We start from the raw sequence: 22,341 nt of genomic DNA, 5'->3' as shown, positions 1-22,341 counted from the left end.
CATAGGTAGCTTAGAAAATTATTCTCTAGAATCTAAAACCATGTTCACTGCCGTATAGGCAGCAGATAACTGGCCTAGTGCCAGTTATCTTTCTACTTCGTAAATCCCCATCTGGTCATCATATTGATAATTATGGTTATCATTATCACGCTTCAAAAAGCTAACCTCACCGTATAGCCGTGAAATCGACGTGAGTTGCCCCTCATCTTGACTATGTTGATAAATTGATTGCTGATAATCCCTCACTAGCCATAACCTTTTTTTCAACGATTCAGGAAAATCAACGTACTGAACACCTGACACACTATCTTTCGTGACCCATCCGCTAACTCGGTCATACTCCCAAAATTCAGGTTTTCCTCTATTTGAAATCACTAATGAAAGCCGAATCGATAATGAGTTTTTACGAAAAGGTGCTAATTGCACGGGTATCGCCGTCATCCACCAGCAACCGTGGGTATAGCCCCATAAATGAGATGCCGTATTAACTCGAACCATAGCAGATGAATTTGCGCGTGAACGCCTTCTTTGATGTGTTTTGACTGTTTTTTCAACTTGCTCAGTTGGAAAAAGGCAGTTGGTTTTCAACGTATAACTAATCGATGCATGCTCTAAACTGGCGAAATTACAACTTTTAGTGCCCTCAACATTGGTTGGTTTTTTTATTCGAGGCAGTGAATTAATTGATTTTCTTAACTGTTGCTCATCAACCAGTTCACTTAAATTATGCGTTTTGAGTTTTATCGCGCTATTTTCATAACCTGGACGAACAAAAACATATTTCTCCTTACCTTGAAAACCTTTCCAATTATATTGCAATAATGACACATTCGGCTGTTCGACCTCGCCTTCGCGATGGCGACGTACCCGCCCTGATACCTGAATGATAGAACGATATGACGACGGTTCGACAACCGCCCAATCAAAGTCATGATCGCGTCCTACTTCCTCAACAGGTGTAGCAACAAGAATAAAGATCAAGTTCTTAGCCTTACCTTGAGTTTTAGTTAAATGCTGACAAATAATAGGATCGGCAAGTGCGATAGGTTGTTCACCCATTTTTTCTTTACGTTTAAGCACCTTATCTAAATGCTGTTCTTGTTCATGACGCAGTAATAACACCTGCCGACTGTGATACGCCATTGTGCGAATTTCAATATTTTCAGGCCATTCACATTCAAGTAAAAAACGTGTCAATTCAACACAAGGGCTGATATTGGCTACTCGTACCACACCAAATGAAAGTTGAATACCCGTTTGCTGATCAACAAAATGATGATGTTCATGTTGCGTTAAAATGGCTGCTTGAATATGTTCAAAAAAGCGCTTCTGACTATTTTTCCCCTGCTCAATCGGCATCGGTGCAATTAATGCTTTACGGCGAGCAGGTAGTGACTGTAAAACCTCAGCACGTTTATCAACAAATTGATCGTGATATTGCTGATATAAGTACACTGAATTCACATCATTTGCCGTGATGGTCGCAATTTGTGTTGTCGCTTGGCACTGATCTTTCGCTGAATTATATTTACCTTCGTCCATCCATATGCAACCAATTTGTAATGGCTGTTGGCGGCTTTTAGCATGAATATACCAGCCTGATTGATAAGCATGAAAATAGGCTAAAGCAGTATCAGGAGGGATGGTTGCCGAAGAGATCATCACCTTTCTCCCAAGCAGGCCAGCGAAGTGGATCAAACGGCCGATAGCAATAAGATCATCATCGCTAAAATCATCCACTTCATCAATGACAAGGTCAGATGACATTAAACGTAAACTTGGCAAAATATAACGGCCACCACGAGTGGTTTCTGTCGCGCCCATAATATGGTCAATAGTACAAGCCAAAACAGGCGCATAGAGCAACGCTCTATCTTTTGCTCTGGTTAATACAGTTGATAATGCTTCTTCAGGGAGAGCGCCTTGCCACTTATCCTCTTGCCATAAGAGCACTTCTTCGTCGTCATCAAATAATGTTTCCTGTGATTCAGAGCCTATATCTTGTGGCTTAGTTTTATTTTCAGCATTATCATCATCTTTCGCGCTGTTATCAGCATCAGCTGCATGATGATGTAATTGAGTGACAGCTTTAGAACCGACTAATACAGCCAGTTCATCTTCCTCTAGCCCAATACTGTCTTTGTATTCATCACCTGTTTGTAATGTGAGTGTTCGCAACCCCAATGCGAGTATAAAACGTAAGCTTTGCTTATCTTCTGATAATGCTTGCATAACTTTTGCATTTGCTCGCGTTTTACCACAACCTGTGCTGGCCATATTGACAATAAAATAGCCTTTTATATCGTCTTGTTGTTCACGGTATTTATGAATTGTGCTAACGACATCTTCTTGCCAGCTAAATGGCCCGGTGCTGTTTTTTTGATGAGTTAATTTTTTAACCTCGCCCGCTGTAGGTGGCTCCCCTTCAAAAAAAGGTAATTGTTCCGCCACATCGCGAGCAATTTCAGCAACCTTAACGAGGTGCTCATCCATTTTTTGTTTAAATTGCATACCTTTATTGAGTGGATTCTCTTTTACATAATGGGTATTCGCATAAAGGGGAATATCGCTTTTCCACTGTGGGTCATTTTCTTTTGAAGAGTAATTATGATCCCCTAACATGAGGCAAAGGCGTGCATAATGGGCAATGATTTTCCAGCTACCATCAGCCATAGCTTGTTGAAATAGAGGCAATTGCTGTTTTAAGTGGATCGCAGCTTGTTTAATCGCTTGAGTCCATATTGGTGACGTACTTAATAAGCCATTTGGAAATTCAAAACACATGCCTAGCCGCTGGTTAAATTCCTGCTCATTATATTTATTTTCATAGCCCCAATACTGTTCAATGAATGTCATCATATCTGCCAGTGTATTAGCTTCTTTATGGCCTATTTGGCTTAACAGTAGACGGTCACCATTTTTAGCATCACCCTGTTGCTGTTTAACATCTAAAAAAGGCAGTCTATGATGGGATAAAATTAGCCACGTTAATAATGATGCGGCATCGGGTAGCCCTGATAGTGGCAATGCCGCTTGTTGATTCTGTTTCGCCCACTGTTGTAATTGTGATTCATCCCATTGTTGCGTACTCAGTACATCGAGCCAGTTTTCATCATTTTCACTATTAGGTTGGCTTTTCACTAATGCGCTAAACAGTATTGATGAGACCCATTCATGCCTTACTGGATCACCTTTAAAAGGCGTTTTAATCTCTGGGTTAAGTTTATCTTGAAATAGACGCGATGCCTTGCCCCAATCATGTAAGAGTGCAGCTAATTTAGTAAAAGCTTCTATGAGAGAAAGGTACTGCCAATCATTTTCATGTTCGCGCCCAAGAAAGGATTTTTCTGTCCGATTAACAGGTACATATCCTTCTGAGTTAAATTTTTTACGGTTGCCTACAACCCACAACAGTTGCGTTCGTGAGCGAGAGCGTATCCAATGGCAGCTAACCGCTGTGCTACGACTGGCACTTTTTCGGAGCATTTTTTTGACCGTTTCTAGTCCCTCAGCGGTGATAAGTGTCTGCCATGTGTTATCACCAATACGATTTGCAAACGCATCAAGTACTCGACGTGTTCTTTTTAAAGCGTATTTTTCACACTGTGAAACGAAGGTCACGATCATTGCGTTGGCTCCTGAGTTTGTTGCTCTGAGCCTGTTTGTAAAGCGATTGCTTTTACGGTATCAAAAAGGTAATCGAGTGCATGGTTATCAACAAAGGATTGTAAAATTTGCTGGCGAAACTCTTGCTCACTAGCATCTTCCTTTGCACAAATAAAAGACCATGGCAGTACGATAGCATCTTTAATTAAATCAGCTATATCAAATACTAAGGCTCCCCGCCTTGTTTTACCATGCATCACCGCAAAACCGTGGGGGATCCCTAATACCCACAAGCAACTGGCTGCTAAGCCATAGGCCAAATAATTACCGTGATTTAAAAAAGCATTGGCTTTATCTATCGATTTATGTTGCCGTGAAAAGTGCTTTTGACCAGTATTATTTGCCGCGTACTTATAAAGGGTTTTTGTTAATTGGGCTTCGGTAAGTAATAACTCTTGCGAGTTTGTAGCGGTATCTGTTCTTATTTGAAAGGTGTCTAGCGCACTTTGGATAAGACTATCATTATAAATAAAACCTTCATTTTGTAGCTCTCGCGAGTTCTGCCAAATTTTCTGTAAGTACTTGATACGCGCTCGTTGCAACGATTTTGCTGCCCGTAAACGTTTAGTATCATCAAACCAAAACCTCATCCAACTCTGTAGATATTCAGTCGGTCGATATTCACTTTGAGGGGTTAACCATTCCACCTCAGAAGCCATGTAAAGAGGCGTTCCCCCACCACCACAAAAACCAACAAGCACACCTGCCTGAGATAACATCCGCATCGCCGCTTGTGTTATCGATGTTCCTGTGCCTAGCATCAGAACCGTTGTATTAGCGATTGGAATATTAAAATAAAGATTTTCATTTTTTGCTTCGGTGAGATAGAGCACGCGCCCATCTTTCTGCATCACTCGACAATGCTCTAGATAGTACATATTGGCACGTTTAGAATGCAGAATTGTTTTTAGATCTGAAGGGGAAAAATCATCCATGTAAATTTGGCCTTTCCATTAGATTGATAAGTTACATTACTATGTTAATACAATTTACCTTATGGAATGTCTATAGCAATTGACCTACTGTTATGCATTATTATGCAATTTTGGGAAGATGATCGCAGAGTTGGTGAATAAAAATAACTCATTGATTGTATTCAGATTGTCTAATTTCAATTGGTTACTATGTGCTTTTTAATAAAACAAATAAGCATTCGATGGTAACAATCATTAAGCTGCCTATATGGCAGTGAACAAAGTCTTCAACCAAGCTCGCGAATTCGTGCTCTTTCTAAGCTGCCTATACGGCAGTGAACTTATTCGCAGTGGTTAACGCGCTATCCGCTTTTTTCTAAGCTGCCTATACGGCAGTGAACTTGGTTGCCGCCTTTGAGGTTTTTCTTTTTGGTTTCTAAGCTGCCTATACGGCAGTGACCCCTTAAACTGTTTAACTTCATCGATAACAAGCTTTCTAAGCTGCCTATACGGCAGTGAACTTTTTATACGCATCAAAAATCGGGCGATTAGCTTTCTAAGCTGCCTATACGGCAGTGAACGGGTTATGCATTAAAAAGCCCCGCTATTGCGATTTCTAAGCTGCCTATACGGCAGTGAACAATCATGTCAATCAAATTACGGTACGGAGTATTTTCTAAGCTGCCTATACGGCAGTGAACCCCATGATTTCATAGGCAAATGCTTTATCACTTTTCTAAGCTGCCTATACGGCAGTGAACTGCTTAACAGCTTTGACCCTCGATATGCATCATTTCTAAGCTGCCTATACGGCAGTGAACAATATAGATTGACTTACTTTCAAGTTTTGACAGTTTCTAAGCTGCCTATACGGCAGTGAACTATTGCTGTTGGTTTCGTTAACGCTGCTTGATTTTCTAAGCTGCCTATACGGCAGTGAACTTGCTGGTTTCGTTCTTCGCTTACTTCCTGTTTTTCTAAGCTGCCTATACGGCAGTGAACATCACCCCAGCAATCACTCTCGACTGGCGTTATTTCTAAGCTGCCTATACGGCAGTGAACAGGCGACAAGGATGAGCGTGGTAAATTATTTTTTTCTAAGCTGCCTATACGGCAGTGAACTTTTTGCATCTTGAGCAAAGATTTTTAAATCATTTCTAAGCTGCCTATACGGCAGTGAACCTGCGTAATCACCTTCAAGAACAACTTTCGTTTTTCTAAGCTGCCTATACGGCAGTGAACTGCAGGCAACATCTAAACCCAAAAGTGACATTTTTCTAAGCTGCCTATACGGCAGTGAACTATAACTTACCAGATAAAATGTCTTAGACAACAATTCATTACTGTATTTTTTCGTAAAACACCTTCTTTTTTTCTTATCATTATAACCAATTGATTTTATTAGTAATCAATTGATAACAAAAAACACAAGGTCAATCAAGATTAAGATGGAATAGAGACATTATAAAATCGTGTATCGATATACAACACTGGGGGCTATACCCCCAATGTTGAGCCTCCATCGACCACAATATCTTGCAAGGTGATATGACTTGCATCATCTGAAGCTAAAAACAAAATGGTGCTGGCAATTTCATCTGGTTTAGCAATTTTCCCCAAGGGGATCCCTAATTTAAATTGATCTGCGGCGCCTGAAACCCGCTGTTTAACTGCATCATGGCTCACCCACAGCATACGTTGCATATCGGTATCCGTTGAACCTGGAGAGACTAAATTAGAACGTACCGCACTACTAGACAGTTCTAAACCTACCGTTAAAGCTAAACTTTTCAATGCTGCTTTAGATGCACAATAAGCACTCATCCCCATACGCGGTAGATGTGCTGCATCAGAAACAACCGTAACTATCGCTCCACTTTTTTGTTTACGAAACTGTGCCATTGTTTGTTGAAATAGATAAAAAGCACCATCTACGTTTACCGAAAAAACTTTTTTCCAATCTGTCACATCCAGTTCATCAGTATTGCCAAGCCTTAAAATACCCGCAGCATTGATTAATACATCCAACCTCGGTTGAAGCTCAAATAATCGGTGACATGTTTGAGCAACTTGTTGAGGATCAGCAATATCAATCACTTCTGTTGCAAAAGGATAATTGCCTTGAGTAAACGCAATATCAAACCCAGTTACCTCAGCGCCTGAGTTCACAAATGCTAGTGCTGTCGCTAATCCAATCCCACGTCCGGCACCCGTAACCCACACCGTTTTATCGCGAAAATTAAATGTACTTTTCATAGCGTTCACATTTTCTGTGACAGTAATGACCACCATGCGTTAATGCTTGGCTCCTTAGCTAAACTAATAAAATCAATATGTTGATAAGTTTTTCGCCAATTGGAAGCTAATGACATTATTTGTATTGAATCTAATCCATAATCAATAAGATTTTCATCATCTAAAGGGATATCAGAGTCATCAAGCAAAGAAAGGACCTGTGTACGCAGTGCTTCCTTTGAAATCGCTGTTTGTAATAAATCTTTGGTCATGAGTACACAACCAGCACGACCCGCAATATAATTGAGTGACATTAAGTGCTCATCTCGACTAAAGTCCGCCATCGCATCAGCAACAAAAAAGGGTTTAATATCATGCATAAATGCATCGATAGCGGTCACCATACAACCAATATGCGCATAGATCCCAACAATGATCAGTTGATTGCGACGCCCTTCTCGCATCTGCTGCTCAAGTAATGACCGTTGAAATGCACTATAACGCCATTTAGGTAAGATAATGTCATCTATGTGAGGAGATAAAGCTTCAATTATCGGCTGTTGCTCGGGGGAGTTGACTAAACCCGCTCCCCAGATATCATTAAGTAAAGCACGTTCTTCATGACTTTGGTTTTTGGGCTGAGCAGTGTAATAAATAGGGATCCCATGCAGCCGGCTAAATTGTCGCAGTATATTAATGTTATCGATAACTTTAGCTAACATTGGGCTGTTTTTGCCCCAAAAGTTGACAAAGTAATACTGCATATCATGAATAAGCAATACCGCTTTATCTGGTTCAAATTCCCAATTAACCTTGTTGGGAGGAATATTGTTCATATTTGGTAAATCATAGTCTTGCAGCTTTGGTATTGCCATTTTCTTCTTCCTCCTATTTAAGATTAATTAATTAGCCATTCACGTAATTTTCTTTTGTCCACTTTACCGACAGCAGTCAACGGTAATGCTTTAATAAATTTAATAAAATCAGGTAATTTGTATTTAGCTATCCCTTGCTGATTTAAAAAACGTCTTATTTCTACGGCTCGTAATGGTGTTGCCGTCACCAAATAGGCACAGCTTTTTTCACCTAATACATCATGTTCAACACTGACAAGAGCTGCTTGAGTGATTGCATTATGTTGAAGTAACAGATTTTCAATTTCTTCCGCCGCGATTTTTTCGCCACCTCGATTGATCTGATCTTTTACTCGTCCATGTACGGTGAGATAACCATCGATACTGATCGAGACTAAATCCCCTGAATAGTAAAAACCTTCATGATCAAACGTTTCTTGATTATGTTCTATGCTATTGAAGTACCCTCGAATGGTGTATGGCCCCCGCGTCATTAAATGACCCATTTCACCAGAAGCAAGCTTTTCACCTTGCTCATTAGCTACCCATAACTCATCATCAGGGCAAATAGGATAACCTTGAGTTTGCGTGATTTTATCCAATGTATCATCAAGACGCGTGCAGCAAACAAGTCCTTCTGCCATACCAAACACTTGCTGTAACTGACAATTCATTTCACCAGTAATACGTTTCGCCAGTAATGACGTCAGGCTAGCTCCCCCTACTTGCAGTAGCCTCAAAGAAGAGAGTTGCTTATGACCCCCTCGCTCTCTCAGAGCTTGCAGCCAAAGATTAACGATAGAAGGTACGACTGCGCTGATATTGACCCCATGCTGTTCAATAAGCTTGAAACAGTGGTCTGGACTTGGGTTATTTGCTAGCACAACGCATCCCCCTGCCATGAAGACCCCTAAAGCTCCCGGTGAACTTAAACAAAAATTATGTGCTGAAGGTAGTACGCATAAGTAACAAGTATGCCGATTAAGTTGACAAATCTCTTGGCAGCGACGAACGCTATATAAATAATCGTTATGAGTTCTAGGGATCAGTTTAGGCGTCCCAGTACTTCCGCCTGATAATTGAAAAAAAGCAACCTCATCGGCCGGTGTTGGTGTTGCAATAACTTGATAATGCGTTTGTCTTATCATGTTATTCAAGCTGCGGGCGCCTGTATCATTATTCAGTAGTACTAAACGTACCGACGAGTAACGAGCGCAAAAAGTGGTTAAAAAGCCGTCATCAACAAATAATGAATGCTGCCTATCCGCAATAAATAAAGTTGGATTAATTTGCTGCGCATAGGCATGCAGTTCGTGACTTTGATGACTGTATAATGCATTGACAGGAACCACGCCAATCCGTAGTAACGCAAAAAAGACAATATAAAATTCAGCTACATTACCTAGCTGAACAAGTGCAGTTTCTCCACATTTCACCCCTTTATACTGTAAATACGCAGCTAAATTATCAATAGATTGATTAAATTGTTGATAACTAAAATGGCGCTCTCTATCAACAATGGCTATTGATTGATTACCAGCATAACGTGTCACAATATGTGTTAAAGGGAGATCTTGCCAGTAGCCTTTCAAACGATAACGGGCAGCAAATTGTTCTGGCCAACGCGTATAAGCAATGCACATTGTTGCCTCCTTAATTCAGGCCCAAAACATTAAGCATCGTTGAAAGCTTCGCCCCTGTTTCTTGCCATTCTGATAATGGCGATGAATCAGGTACGATACCTGCACCAGCAAATAAGCTGATATAATTTTGTTTTATTCGAGCACAGCGAATAGCAACCACCCATTCACCATTACCACGATGATCACACCAGCCAACAATGCCGCCAAATAATTGACGATTAAACGGTTCTACCTGCGAAATAAATTGTTTAGCTAACTGATATGGAAAACCATTTAAAGCGGGCGTTGGATGCAATAAACACGCTAATGAAAGTGCATTTTCTTGTGAATGTGCGATACCTTCAATATCAGTCGCGAGATGCCATAATGTTGGGGTACTAACCAGTTTAGGTTGTTCAGAAAAAAATAATCGATGACTACGAGGGTAGAGTAATGCTTTCATAGCTTGTATCACTAATTGATGCTCATAGTGATCTTTTATCGAACCATATAAGCGTAAACTTATTTCTCGATCGGATTGTTCATCAAGATTTCGTGGCGCCGAGCCGGCAAGTGGTTGTGAAAAAAAGCGATGACCTTGTTTACGGATCAATAGTTCCGGACTAGCACCGAGCAATCTACTACCATCAAACAACGGTACATGAAAATTATAACTAGTTGGATTTTGAGATATTAATCGTCGCAAAAGATAATGGCATTCTAAGGGCGCCGTAACCACTATATCCAACAAACGCGCCAATACCACTTTGTCTAATAAAGTCGTTCGCATCGTGCTAATTGCTTGCTCAACCATTGAAATAAATTGCTGTTGATTCGGATATTCACGACGCTGACTGACCTGAATGTTTGGTTTTGAACCTTTTGATTCAGCGAATGGCTCTATGATCTTTTTTATACTTTGAGGTACAAATAATGTTGAGGGTTCATCAGTATTAAAAGGAAGCGCACCAACGATGATGGGGTTGGTGATGCCTGCCATTTTTGCTGCGTCAAAAGCAGCTATAAGGTCTTTTTGAAAAATACTTGATAAGTTTTCACCGCATTTGGCTGGTGTTGTTAATTGGCAAAAGCACCCTGTTGTTGAAAAGCTTTGATAAGGTGAAGTAAATAGAAAACTATTTGGCGATAATGTTGCTAGCGTATCGACTTCATATTCGATTAACGTTTCTTCCATGTTGTTCCCTTTAAGCCATCAAATATATAAATAATTATTGGTATAATAATTAGCGGATACGTTACAACAGCCACACCTTTGAATAGATAAGGCAACACCACGAACCACCGACTATGCCGCTTTAACTCCTAATATTTTTATGGTGAAACGGTCTCAATTTTCTGAGTAATTCAACAAGTATTCAGCCTACAGTCATTAGTAAGCCCCTAAATTCACTACCAGCAGCGTCGTCGATGGCACTCGATACAATACCAAAAGCAATAGCTACGCATTCAAGCTGAAAACTTGCCCTACCCACTGACCACCAGAGATTGAAATAGCCTTCATATCGAAGCCACTCGTGTTAATGCGCCGAAAAATAATTAACCTAATATCGTTAATAGTTATGCAATAAAAATGACTCGAAATGCAGGATATTTTTTTAATAAACTTACACTCAGTAACCTTAGTTTTCTCCTCATACTTCTTTTCGTTTTATCTTTGATTAAATCAGTGTCGCGCATGCTAACACAGTAAAATAAATGGGATAACGATAATTATTATCTCTATTTTGATGAAAAATATTATGTAAAAGTATGGGTTCTCATTTGCTTGTCATGCAAATTTATGTTGTTAATATCCGAAGAGTAATACTAACTAATACCATGATATAAAAAGCTTTTTGGTTATTTACACAGCTAAATATAGCAAATGTTTGATGACTAAAGAAAATACAAGACAATTTCATTACATTAATGCGGTTGTAATATAATAAGCTAACCTAATATTTGTCGTAACACAGGGCCAATTGCCGTAAATGATTTTGGGGAAATAATATCAACATGAGTGCAATCTTGAGGGTAAAGATCGACGTGTTGTACCCACGGCGCCCAAGCTGTTTTAGGTGTTAGCCCTTCAGGTAGCGTTTTTTGAGCCACAAATAGTGTCACCTTACCATCATAAGGTAATGTATGAGCTGTCGTCAGTAATCTGACAGCATCGGTATAATTTTGCTCAATGATTCGAAAAAGGTTATTGGTTTCTGTACTCGTCTGTACTGACATAAATGCGGTTCGTTCTTGAGCGATTTTAGCTATTATATCGGGGTTTATTTCCCCCTGAGCCCTATCACGCCAATTGAGTACTTCTGGCGGCCAAGTATCCAAAAGACCTAAGAATAACACCTCTTTACCAAGCTTTCGCAAACGAGCAGCAACCCCTTGAGCTAAAGTTCCTCCTAAAGAATATCCTAATAAATAATAAGGGCCTTGTGGCTGTTGGATTAATAACGTTTTGAGATGCTGCTCGCATGCATCATCAATGGTTTCAGCCATCATTGCTCCCATTGGACGTGGTGATTGTAAACCGGTGATACTCCAACGCTCACTAAGATGGCGAGCTAATCCACTAAATTGCCATGCAAAACCCGATGCAGGATGAAAACAAAACAGTGTAGGGCCATCTCGTTCACGCAAGGGCAAAATCGTTTCCATGCCCCATAGCGAAGGATCTTTGAATGTAGGTTGCGGATTTAAACGTGCAGCAAGTTTGCCTATTGTCGGTGATACCATAATTTGGCCAGGGGTGACTTGCTGGCGTAACTGCTGACTTAGCTGTGCCGCTAGCTGAATTGCCAGAAGAGAATGCCCTCCTAAAGCAAAAAAATCCGCATCAATGCTTTCAATATGACAACCTAATAATTGCTGGTAAGCCTTGGCAATAATTAGTTCGGTTTTCGTTAACGGTTTTCTGCCCGTTTTAGGGGAAAGCAATTCAGGAAGAGGTAAGCGTTTACGGTTTAATTTACCATTTTTACTGAGTGGTAAAACATCAAGTTGTACAATCATTGACGGTAGCATATAAGGTGATAAATGCTCGCTTAACTGCTCTCTTAAGCTAACCATATCAAGTTGCTGACCTGAGATAGAAGTCACATACCCCACTAGCTGCCGTGTATCCCCTGCCATTTGCGCCGTATTATCTAATATACATGCATGTGCCACGGCTTGTGCTATATCAGGAAGCTGTAACATGGCACACTCCACTTCACCAAGCTCTACCCGTTGGCCTCTTATTTTCAGCTGCGAATCAATTCTACCGAGATATTCCACTGCGCCTGAACTGAGCCAACGAGCAATGTCACCTGTACGATACATGCGTTGACCCATATTAAGTGGATTAAAAATAAATTGATTGTCTGTTAAATCAGGACGTTTAAGATAGCCCTGTGCGAGTTGCACTCCTGTTAAATATAATTCACCCGCGACCCCAAAAGGAACAGGTCGCTGTTGGCTATCAAGTATATGCATACCTGAATTCCATATTGGGTAACCAATTGGTACAGTATTTCCTTCTACAGCAGCAAGGTCATCGCCGTAAGCCTTGTAATAACTAACATCAATAGCCGCTTCGGTAGGCCCATAAAGATTATATAACGGTATATGAGTTAGCCGTTCCCATCGACGACACAGCTCAGTCGGTAAAGCCTCACCACTACAAAAGACCTGTTTCAGCGTTAAACTGTGCGGCTGTCTGATATATGACTCAATAAAAACCGCTAACATAGAAGGAACAAAATGGGCTGTGGTGACCCTATGCTGCTTAAAACATGACATCATTGCTAGCGGATCAAGATGAGCTTGCGGCTCTAACATCACCAATCTAGCCCCCGCAATCAACGGCCACCAAAATTCCCACACTGAGACATCAAAACTACACGGTGTTTTCTGGATCACAACATCGGTTGATGCCAATGGATAACTCTCTTGCATCCATAGTAGACGGTTTACTATCGCTTTTTGCCCAATCATTACTCCTTTAGGCACCCCTGTTGAGCCCGACGTATACATAATATAAGCGGTGTGTTCAGGTTGAATACAAGGCTCAATCCATTGTGGGATATATGGCAATAACGCGTTATAACATAAAACTTTTATACCGGAAAAACGGGGTAGATATTCCGCCAGCGTAATCAAAAGTATGGGTTGAGCATCTTTCAATATTTTATCCAACTGCCTATCTGGAGAATCAATATCTAATGGCAACCAAGCTGCCCCAATCTCAGCGATTGCATGGATAGAAAGCGTTAAAAATATCGACCGAGGTAAGGCAATTGCCACGCTATCGCCTAATTTTACCCCTAACGATTTTAGCTGTAGAGATAGAGCAACGACTTGTTTTCTCATTTCGTCATAAGTCAGCGAATATTGCTGATCGACTAATGCAATTGCATCCGGTGTTTTAGCTGCCTGTGTAGCAACAAGGCAACTTAGTGTTGTGATGGGCAACTCTCTGTGAGTATGATTGATGCGTAATTGTTGTTGATATTCGCTTTCCAGCAAGACATCAACATCACCACATCTTAATGTAGGATTATGGATAAATTGCCTAACCATCAATGAGATGCGTTGTAAATGTTCTTCAAGTTCTTTCCGTTCAAAACAGCGACCATTAGCTAATAACTCAATCGTCACTTGTCCTGTTTCATCAACTAATAGCGCCAATTCCAGCTCATCAACTGGGCCTGAAGCAAGCACATGCGTTTTGGTGGTAAGTTTTGGCATCTCCAATGGAGAATCAAACATTTTGACATTTAATACAGGGCCGTAAATTAATTCATTTCGTCCCGCCCCACACCTATCTCGAAAGTGATAATCAGAGTTGTAACGTTGATGGCGGCGTATCACTTGCAGCTGTTGAGTGAGCCGTTGTGCAAATTCAGGTAATGTTTCCCCTTCATCAATCTGAATAGCAAAGGGTAACATATTTACCACAGGCCCTGTTGCAGCGAGTGCGACAGATCCTATACGCCTCATAAACATAAATTCAGCCGAATAATTCATACGGCCACATAATTTTCCGAGCCATAATGTCACTAGTGCAAGCGCTAAATCTATCGACTGACACCCCTGTTTATGAGCAAAGAATTGATTTTCAATAATATACTGTAATTGTATGATATTGTTGTCTTTATCCAATAATGATTTGGTGGACAGTGATGCAGGAATGGGCAATTTTTGATAATAATCATTCCAAAATTCTTTATCTATATGAAAAAATTCACTATTTTGATATTTTAGATATTCATCGACAACCGCTTGAAAAGGGGTAAATGGTGATGCTGGTATTGATTGTTTTTGCTGTAACGCACGATAAATTGCCGCTATTTGCTGAGTAATCGCCGAGAAACTAAAACCATCCACTTGAATGTGATGGTAGCGTTGATACCAATACCATCGCTGATCATCCAGTTGTAATATTTTATGCATTACCAATGAATTGCCACTGTTCACACGTAAATCTTGTTGAAGATCAGCATTCATGATAGTCAACGCAGTATTATGAGGTTCAGGGCAGTGACGTAAGTCTATGTATTCAGGAAGATCAAACTGTAATGTCTCATCAAACCACTGAACCACTTCACCATCCTGTTCTTGAAAACGCATACGTAATGTATCCGCTTGCATCATGCCACTAATAATGGCTTGCTTTAGCTGCGTGACATTAAGTTCGCCGACCAATTCGACATAATGTGCAACGCTCCAAGCAGGGTATTCTGTATACAAGCGTTCAGCGGCCCAAATCGCAGGCTGAGCAGCAACAAGAGGTAATTTATGACACATTATACGCTTGTCCTCGCTATGCCCCGTGTTGATAGAAGTACTAACCCTGATTGTGTATTACATGAGGCATCAAACGCCCCATCAGAAGCATTGGATGGATTGTGAATTACCATATCAAGCCTTTATCGTCACTAGTTCAACTTCTATCATAATGGTGGAGTGGCGCTTTATGGCTTTTCAAAAAAGATTAGGCTGATGCTAAAAAAAGGAATAACAATAAATAATCAAGCGACTTATTGTTACCTTTGATAATTCATTTGAAGGCCCATATCAGTATGGATACTCATTATTTAACCCGCTATTTAGGTAAACAAACATTACACTTTTTGTACTTTGACCCCACCACCTTCACCCGTGATGACTTACTCTATCTTCCGCATCACAGCAAACTCGCAAATGCAGTCATCAAACGAAAAGCCGAGCATCTAGCAGGACGTATCGCAGCTTCCTATGCCATTAAATCATTAACGGGTCGCGGCCAAGTCATCGATATGGGTTTACACGGTGAGCCTTTGTGGCCAAAAGGCATTAAAGGCAGTCTTAGTCATAATTGTTGTTGTGCGATTGCGATTGCTACGATTGATAAGGCCATAACAAGCGTCGGCATCGATATAGAAACCATTATTGATGAGTCTGAAGCAAAGCGAATTTGGCAAGTCGTACTTAATAATGCAGAAAGGCAAAGCTTGATTGGCTGGCCTTTTCCTCTCGCTATCACCCTCGCGTTTAGTGCCAAAGAGAGTTTATACAAGGCACTCTGTTATGATGCAAAACAAGGTATTGATTTTTTTAGCTCACAAATCATTAACATTACCCATAATACACTGACGCTTGAGCTAACAAATGATCTCGCTGGGCACATAAAAGGCGAAAGATGGATATTGTATTGGCAACAACAAGGTACGCAAGTCATTACCTTGGTTTGTCATTAAGACTGATTGTATGTGCTGCCTATACGGCAGTGAACACGCCGATGACACGGATCTGGTCGTGATTTGTTTTCTAAGCTGCCTATACGGCAGTGAACAAGTGTGCGTATTTTAATTGCTGTGTATTTCTTTTCTAAGCTGCCTATACGGCAGTGAACGATAAGCTTCACCATGCTTTGTGCACATAAGCTTTCTAAGCTGCCTATACGGCAGTGAACCAATGAAGTATTTAGGCTTAAGTGCAACAAGTTTTCTAAGCTGCCTATACGGCAGTGAACGACAACCACTCTTCGCTTCCTTGCTCTACTTTTTTCTAAGCTGCCTATACGGCAGTGAACAGAGCTTCGCGATGTGTTGCATGACTTTGTTATTTCTAAGCTGCCTATACGGCAGTGAACATAACCCTATTTAATTTATTATCCCTTCGATATTTCTAAGCTGCCTATACGGCAGTGAACTAATGGCCTACCCCGTCAATCTGCCAGTGTTCTTTCTAAGCTGCCTATACGGCAGTGAACACACATAGGGATAGAAACCAACGCCACGGAATTTTCTAAGCTGCCTATACGGCAGTGAACTTTTTCGCTTAGTGTTAATTGAAACTTAGGAATTTCTAAGCTGCCTATACGGCAGTGAACAAGGATTTTTTGTATGAAAGTGGTTTTATTATTTTCTAAGCTGCCTATACGGCAGTGAACTAATTTATTTACAAAGAATAGGTTGTGTTACTTTTCTAAGCTGCCTATACGGCAGTGAACGTCATCTGAAAGTCTTTCAAGTTGCATGAATATTTCTAAGCTGCCTATACGGCAGTGAACGCTTAGACCAGATGGGGATTCCTGCTGTAAAATTTCTAAGCTGCCTATACGGCAGTGAACAGTTACCTTCGAATGCTGGGATTAATTTAGGCTTTCTAAGCTGCCTATACGGCAGTGAACCAACTAACCTGAACTTAGTCCAGTCTTTCCATTTTCTAAGCTGCCTATACGGCAGTGAACTTTCAAAACTCGAAATAGGGTTGTTAGCTGGTTTTCTAAGCTGCCTATACGGCAGTGAACGTAAAGCGTGCCGCCAGATGAAGGAAAAGCATTTTCTAAGCTGCCTATACGGCAGTGAACCAACGATAACTAAGCTAATGCTTGCCAATCATTTTCTAAGCTGCCTATACGGCAGTGAACCTGGCCAATCATGGTTACAGTGAAAAGCAGGATTTCTAAGCTGCCTATACGGCAGTGAACTATAGCCTATCATAGAAAACATCTAAGATAACAAGAAACTAGCCCGAAATTGTTAAAAATACCTTATTTTATAAGGCGTATCTTAACCTATTGTTTTAACTTATTATTTTTAATGTGGAAAACATAGAAGGTAATTTAAGAAGGATAACGAATCAAAATGAATATCAAAAAAGACAATATCTACTGCTATTGAACCAATAAAGAAAAATAGATTATCCCTAACGAATTAAGCCAGCACCTCTATCAAACAATCAGTGCTGGCAAATCACTTAGCGACCACCAAACAGCGACATACTATTTAAGTCTTTAAAAATATCCTGTGAAGCTTGGAACATCGCCATCTCTTTATAATAATCTGATGTCGTACCAGTCCAATTTGTTTCCAACAATTCACTGACTCGTTTGCTATTTTGGATACTGCGTGAATCTGCAAGAAAGTCTAATTTATCAATTTCTTGTAATTGTAAACCTTGCTTAGACTCAATATTAGAAATTTGGTCTAACGCTGATTTAACCGCCGTATTTGCCTCACCTAAATCTTTTTGTGCAGCCGCTAGCTCGGCTTCTGTTGCGGTATCTTGTGGTAATTTTAAAGCTGTAATTGCTTTATTGAGTGCTTTAAATACCTCAACATGATTACTACCGTCGGTTGCAAACACTTGATTGCCCGTATAATAGGTCGTCATTTCACGATCGCTAGACACATTTTGTATAATCGCTTTATCACCACCGTTATAAATCACCTCACCACTTGCGTCGACTTCAAAAGGTGGCTGATCCGATTTAAAACCCGCAAAAATATAACGACCATTACCATCAGTCGTATTGCCCAGTGCAACCAATTGATCTTTTAAGCCTGAAATCTGATCGGCTAGCGATTCTCTATCACTATCACTTAAAGGGCCTTGATTTGAGGCCTGAATAATCGTGGTATCTATTTGAGTCGTCACATCATTCATTTGTGTCAGAACACTCATCTGCAACAACATACCCGTTTTGGCAAAACCACGACTCGACACATATTGTTGATTACGGTTTTCTGATTGGTTGATCCGTACTGCTTGTGAAGACGCTTGCGGGTCATCTGAGGGTTTACTGACTCGTTTACCCGACGCTAATTGGCTACCTGCCTCCATCCAGCGTGACTGAGCATTATTCATATCTTGCAGGCGCTGGTGATAAATCATATTTGTACTTAAACGCATAACAGGATCCTTTTTAATTACTGAAAATTAAAATGCTCTCATCAGGGCATTGAATAAGTCATCGACCGTTTTTAATACTTGTGCATTCGCATTGAAGAATTGCTGGATCTTCTGCATTTGAATGCTTTCTTCATTCATATTAACGCCTGAAACTGCCTGCTCTTGCGCATAAAAACTTTCAGTCATTTTATTTTGTACTTCAGAATCAATTTGCGCCTGCTTAGTTTGGCTCCCTACTTCATTGACTATCGATGCATAATAATCAGAGAAAGTTGAATTACCGCCAACCAATTTTTGATCTTGCAATTTGACTAATTGTTTAATGTTTTCATTGTCCCCAGGCCCACTACCTTTAGCTCCGGCTGCCGCAAAGTCAGCTGCATTGCTGATCAGCGTTTGCATTCCATTGATCACACCATCAACAGGTTTTACTAGAAATGCATCACCGGCTTGCGCATTGTTATTACTTATTTTTATTTCAATGCCATCAAATTTTAAGGTGTCGGCTGTTGAGGTATCGACAGCAATTTTTACGCCTTCAGGTAACCGTGTGACATTCCAATCGGTACCATCAAAACGCATTTCATAGTTATTGCCCGTCACCTTAGAAACATCGCTATAACTTAAATCAAAATCAGCCTTACCTTGGTTAAAAGTGTTGCTCACCACACCACCTTTACCGATTTCAAAAAAGTCTTTGCCTGTATTGCCGTTGGCGTCAAAGCCTTTGGCATGAATTTTATTAAATTTACTGGCAAAAACTAACGCAAGCTGATTTAGCTTTTGATAAGCAGGATCAATCACATCTTTGCGAGAACGGAGAACACCGCTCAGTTCCCCGCCACGAATCGCATCATCAGAGATTTCACGAACTTGTCCATTCGCCCCCACAAAACCAATGCTAAAACGGCTATCGTCTTGCGCAGATGCTACTGCTTCAAGTCGATTTGCTTTTTCGCCAGTAACCAATGGCAAGCCATTAGCAAAGGTGACGTTGTAATTACCGTTTTGCTCAATCACTTTGACGCCGACCAATGAATTGACTTCATTGACAAGGCGATCACGAACATCTAATAAATCATTAGGCTCTGAGCCACTTACTGAGCGCATACGTGCAATTTGTTGATTGAGTCCTGCAATCTTTTCCGCGTAGGTATTGATGTCTTTCACCTTGGTTTCAATTTGGCGATTAACATCACGCTCCATCTCTTGTAGACGTCTATCCGCTTCTTTAAGTTGGCTAACTAATGAGTTTGAATTACCCAAAAAAACATCAATCAATGTTTTATCACTGGCATCACTGCTCGCCGCATCCAGAGCAGTAAAAAAGCTACCAAGGTTATTGGAAATATCCCCCGTATCATTAGTTAATAAATCATCTACTTGGCTACTATTTTTTGCATAAGCTTCATAGTCACCGCTACGTGCGCGCGATTGACCATACTGTTGGTTGATAAATTCATCAAATTCACGGCGCACATGGCTGAAATAAGTGCCATTACCAAAATAGCCATTAGGAGTCATTGTACCGGGATTCTCCCCGAAAACGGCACTTTGGCGGTGATAATAGCCCACACCTGCGTTAGCTAAGTTATTTGATATAACACTTAACCCGCCTTGTGCAGCATTCACCCCGCTAAGCGCGTTGTTCATTACATTGTTTAGCATAAGCTGTTCCTTTCTCTGGTGCTTACCGCCATGGTTATTGATGAAACCTTCGCAATATCAACCGGAAATTTTTCAAATCTGTAGTGGTTATCGGAAAAACGACAAAAAAATTTAGTCCTAGCGCCATGAAATTTTAAAAAATATCACTCAAATCGACGTTATAGGCTTTAATAGCCCGAGAGGCTGTCGTATCAGAGGTTTGATGGCCGCGAATTTGATTGATCAAACTAATCAACTTGTCAGAATAGTTCGGGTCTGTCGCATAACCAGCCTGATGTAAGCGACGTGCTGCTACCTCTGGTGATTGCGCATGTTTCACGTCCCGATAGCGTGGATTTTCTGTCAATAAATTGATGTAATCAGCAATCGCTTCCTCGTAAGAACCATAAACACGAAAATCATCACGCATCTTAATGCTTTTGCCATTAATCACTTCTGTCGTCATGATATTGGTGGTAGGGCCTTGCCAATTTTTACCGGCTTTAATGCCAAATAAATTATGACTGCTTTTCCCTTCTGCGGTTAAGATTTCACGACGCCCCCACCCGCTCTCCAAAGCGGCCTGAGCAAGTACTAATAAATGCGATATACCACTTTTTTGGCTCGCCGCTTTTGCGGGTTCGATCAGTTGGCTAATGAAATTTTGACTGTTTAGAGAGAGAGATTTCACTTTTTGCATCGGTGATGATAAAGCATCACCTAATGGCGCAAAACGGCGCACAATTTGTGCCATCGCTTGGTTAGATAGGCTGTCGATTAAGCGATCTTCCATACTAAATGGTTTCATCGGTTGCTCTAGTGGTGAGGTATTACCTTGCATTTTTAGCTGGTTATACATCATTTCGCCAAAACCTAACCCTTTTTGCGATAAATCCTGAGCGATTTGTTGATCATACATACTGGTTAACATACGTGTTTGATCGCTAGAAAATAAGCCATCTTGCGGTAACGCATCACGCATACTTTTTAGCATCATCTGGACAAAGGTTGCTTCTAGCTGTTGAGTGACTTGTCGCAAACCTTTTTCAGGTGAATCAGTCAGTTCTCGCTTTAGCCCATTCAGCGATTGCAAATCAAATGCGGCCCCCTGCATCAGTTGCATATCATTCATTAGATGATCTCCAACTTAGCATGTAAACAACCCGCACTTTCCATTGCTTGTAAAATGGACATCAAGTCTGTCGGTGTTGCACCCAGTGTATTAAGTGCCTGTATCACTTGGTTAAGCTGTATACTTGCATTGACCTTTTGCAGCGCCCCACCTTGCTCACGAACGCCTATATTAGTATTACGTGTTACAACCGTTTGCCCACCGGCAAATGGTGTGTCTGGCTGGCTGACTTGTGTTTGTCTTTCAACTGTTACAGATAAGCTACCATGCGCAACCGCACAACTTTCTAACGTTACACTACGGTTTATCACTACTGAGCCAGTACGTGAATTTACGATCACTTTCGCTTCCGCTAATGGTGTTCGCACATTCAGCTCTTGAACCTGAGCCAAGAAACGCACTTGATCCGCATTATTCATTGGTACATTTAACTGTACTGTACGTGAATCTAGCGCTGTTGCAGTCCCTGCACCGCGTAAGCGATTAATTGCATCACTAATATCTTGTGCTAATGTAAAGCTATCATCGTTCAATTGCAGGTTGATCACACCACTTTGCCCAAAACTCGTTGGCAATTCACGTTCAATAGTCGCACCACCTGAAATACGCCCACCATTTAATTGGTTGACCTTGATGCTACTGCCACCCGCACTCGCCCCCGCGCCTCCTACTAAGATGTTGCCTTGTGCCATCGCGTAAATTTGCCCATCGACGCCTTTTAATGGCGTCATCAATAATGTGCCACCGCGTAAACTTTTCGCATTGCCCATCGAGGAAACGACGACATCAACGGATTGTCCTGAACGAGCAAAAGGCGGTAATTTAGCGGTCACCATCACTGCCGCCACATTTTTCAGCTGCATATTGGTGCCAGGAGGAACCGTGATCCCCATTTGAGATAACATGTTGCTTAAACTTTGTGTGGTAAAAGGCGTTTGCATAGTTTGGTCACCTGTACCATCTAGCCCTACCACCAATCCATATCCAATCAACGCATTGTCACGCACACCTTGTACCGTAGTAAGATCTTTGATCCGTTCACTGTGTGCAGAGACCGCCGTGAAACAGAACAAGATGAGCAAAAGGGTCACTAATTTATTCAT

General features: G+C 40.9%; 12 protein-coding genes and 2 CRISPR repeat arrays. Of the genes, 1 reads left to right on the top strand and 11 read right to left on the bottom strand.

Annotated elements, in window-relative coordinates; translation table 11 throughout:
• Positions 1–84 precede the first annotated feature (84 nt).
• The 7 genes from cas3f to SC428_RS03040 all read right to left on the bottom strand — a co-directional run bounded on the left by cas3f (position 85) and on the right by SC428_RS03040 (position 15,087).
• Complete coding sequence (gene cas3f, locus SC428_RS03070) at positions 85–3,627, bottom strand: type I-F CRISPR-associated helicase Cas3f (RefSeq protein ID WP_318705808.1); 3,543 nt, start codon at positions 3,625–3,627, stop codon at positions 85–87.
• Entirely contained in the window at positions 3,624–4,601 is a 978-nt protein-coding gene (gene cas1f, locus SC428_RS03065) for a type I-F CRISPR-associated endonuclease Cas1f (RefSeq protein ID WP_318705807.1), read from the bottom strand. The genes cas3f and cas1f overlap by 4 nt, the downstream gene beginning before the upstream one ends.
• 231 nt (positions 4,602–4,832) lie before the next feature.
• Positions 4,833–5,882: a CRISPR direct-repeat array (repeat unit 28 nt; unit sequence TTTCTAAGCTGCCTATACGGCAGTGAAC).
• 195 nt (positions 5,883–6,077) lie between these two features.
• Positions 6,078–6,836 carry a 2,3-dihydro-2,3-dihydroxybenzoate dehydrogenase gene (dhbA, locus tag SC428_RS03060; protein ID WP_070926148.1) on the bottom strand — a complete coding sequence of 253 codons (759 nt, stop codon included), beginning with the start codon at positions 6,834–6,836 and terminating at the stop codon, positions 6,078–6,080.
• A 5-nt stretch (positions 6,837–6,841) separates the two neighbouring features.
• Complete coding sequence (locus SC428_RS03055; protein ID WP_070926065.1) at positions 6,842–7,690, bottom strand: isochorismatase family protein; 849 nt, start codon at positions 7,688–7,690, stop codon at positions 6,842–6,844.
• Between the two features lie 23 nt (positions 7,691–7,713).
• Complete coding sequence (locus tag SC428_RS03050) at positions 7,714–9,312, bottom strand: (2,3-dihydroxybenzoyl)adenylate synthase (protein WP_070926063.1); 1,599 nt, start codon at positions 9,310–9,312, stop codon at positions 7,714–7,716.
• Positions 9,313–9,322: 10 nt separating this feature from the next.
• Positions 9,323–10,486, bottom strand: a complete 1,164-nt coding sequence (locus SC428_RS03045; protein ID WP_318705806.1) for an isochorismate synthase — start codon at positions 10,484–10,486, stop codon at positions 9,323–9,325.
• Positions 10,487–11,241: 755 nt separating this feature from the next.
• Positions 11,242–15,087 (bottom strand): enterobactin synthase subunit F, encoded by a 3,846-nt coding sequence (locus tag SC428_RS03040; protein WP_318705805.1) that lies wholly within the window; start codon positions 15,085–15,087, stop codon positions 11,242–11,244.
• 275 nt (positions 15,088–15,362) lie between these two features.
• Between SC428_RS03040 and entD the strand changes: the two genes are divergently transcribed.
• Complete coding sequence (gene entD, locus SC428_RS03035) at positions 15,363–16,019, top strand: enterobactin synthase subunit EntD (RefSeq protein ID WP_318705804.1); 657 nt, start codon at positions 15,363–15,365, stop codon at positions 16,017–16,019.
• 7 nt (positions 16,020–16,026) lie between these two features.
• Positions 16,027–17,254: direct repeats of the CRISPR family, unit length 28 nt; unit sequence TTTCTAAGCTGCCTATACGGCAGTGAAC.
• A gap of 269 nt (positions 17,255–17,523) precedes the next feature.
• Here the strand turns inward: entD and flgL are convergent.
• From flgL to SC428_RS03015, 4 genes are all read right to left on the bottom strand, one after another.
• Positions 17,524–18,459: a flagellar hook-associated protein FlgL gene (flgL, locus tag SC428_RS03030; protein WP_318705803.1), complete on the bottom strand. Its 936-nt coding sequence runs from the start codon at positions 18,457–18,459 to the stop codon at positions 17,524–17,526.
• Between the two features lie 27 nt (positions 18,460–18,486).
• On the bottom strand, positions 18,487–20,127 hold the full coding sequence (gene flgK / locus SC428_RS03025; protein ID WP_318705802.1) for a flagellar hook-associated protein FlgK: 1,641 nt from the start codon (positions 20,125–20,127) through the stop codon (positions 18,487–18,489).
• A gap of 133 nt (positions 20,128–20,260) precedes the next feature.
• A complete protein-coding gene (gene flgJ / locus SC428_RS03020) occupies positions 20,261–21,238 on the bottom strand; it encodes a flagellar assembly peptidoglycan hydrolase FlgJ (RefSeq protein WP_318705801.1) in 978 nt (325 codons plus the stop codon).
• The gene (locus SC428_RS03015) at positions 21,238–22,341 is read right to left on the bottom strand and encodes a flagellar basal body P-ring protein FlgI (RefSeq protein ID WP_318705800.1); all 1,104 of its coding nucleotides are present in this window, start codon (positions 22,339–22,341) and stop codon (positions 21,238–21,240) included. The genes flgJ and SC428_RS03015 overlap by 1 nt, the downstream gene beginning before the upstream one ends.

It is taken from the genome of Providencia sp. 2023EL-00965 (genome assembly GCF_033550225.1).
Lineage (GTDB): Bacteria > Pseudomonadota > Gammaproteobacteria > Enterobacterales > Enterobacteriaceae > Providencia > Providencia manganoxydans.
This window is presented reverse-complemented; position numbering and strand designations above follow the sequence as displayed.

What these genes read in the sequence shown, in the direction of transcription:
- flgK (WP_318705802.1), bottom strand. Translation starts at nt 20,127, where the DNA reads ATGCTAAACAATGTAATGAACAACGCGCTTAGCGGGGTGAATGCTGCA.
- dhbA (WP_070926148.1), bottom strand. Translation starts at nt 6,836, where the DNA reads ATGAAAAGTACATTTAATTTTCGCGATAAAACGGTGTGGGTTACGGGT.
- cas3f (WP_318705808.1), bottom strand. Translation starts at nt 3,627, where the DNA reads ATGATCGTGACCTTCGTTTCACAGTGTGAAAAATACGCTTTAAAAAGA.
- entD (WP_318705804.1), top strand. Translation starts at nt 15,363, where the DNA reads ATGGATACTCATTATTTAACCCGCTATTTAGGTAAACAAACATTACAC.
- cas1f (WP_318705807.1), bottom strand. Translation starts at nt 4,601, where the DNA reads ATGGATGATTTTTCCCCTTCAGATCTAAAAACAATTCTGCATTCTAAA.
- flgJ (WP_318705801.1), bottom strand. Translation starts at nt 21,238, where the DNA reads ATGAATGATATGCAACTGATGCAGGGGGCCGCATTTGATTTGCAATCG.
- flgL (WP_318705803.1), bottom strand. Translation starts at nt 18,459, where the DNA reads ATGCGTTTAAGTACAAATATGATTTATCACCAGCGCCTGCAAGATATG.
- SC428_RS03040 (WP_318705805.1), bottom strand. Translation starts at nt 15,087, where the DNA reads ATGTGTCATAAATTACCTCTTGTTGCTGCTCAGCCTGCGATTTGGGCC.
- SC428_RS03045 (WP_318705806.1), bottom strand. Translation starts at nt 10,486, where the DNA reads ATGGAAGAAACGTTAATCGAATATGAAGTCGATACGCTAGCAACATTA.
- SC428_RS03050 (WP_070926063.1), bottom strand. Translation starts at nt 9,312, where the DNA reads ATGTGCATTGCTTATACGCGTTGGCCAGAACAATTTGCTGCCCGTTAT.
- SC428_RS03055 (WP_070926065.1), bottom strand. Translation starts at nt 7,690, where the DNA reads ATGGCAATACCAAAGCTGCAAGACTATGATTTACCAAATATGAACAAT.
- SC428_RS03015 (WP_318705800.1), bottom strand. Translation starts at nt 22,341, where the DNA reads ATGAATAAATTAGTGACCCTTTTGCTCATCTTGTTCTGTTTCACGGCG.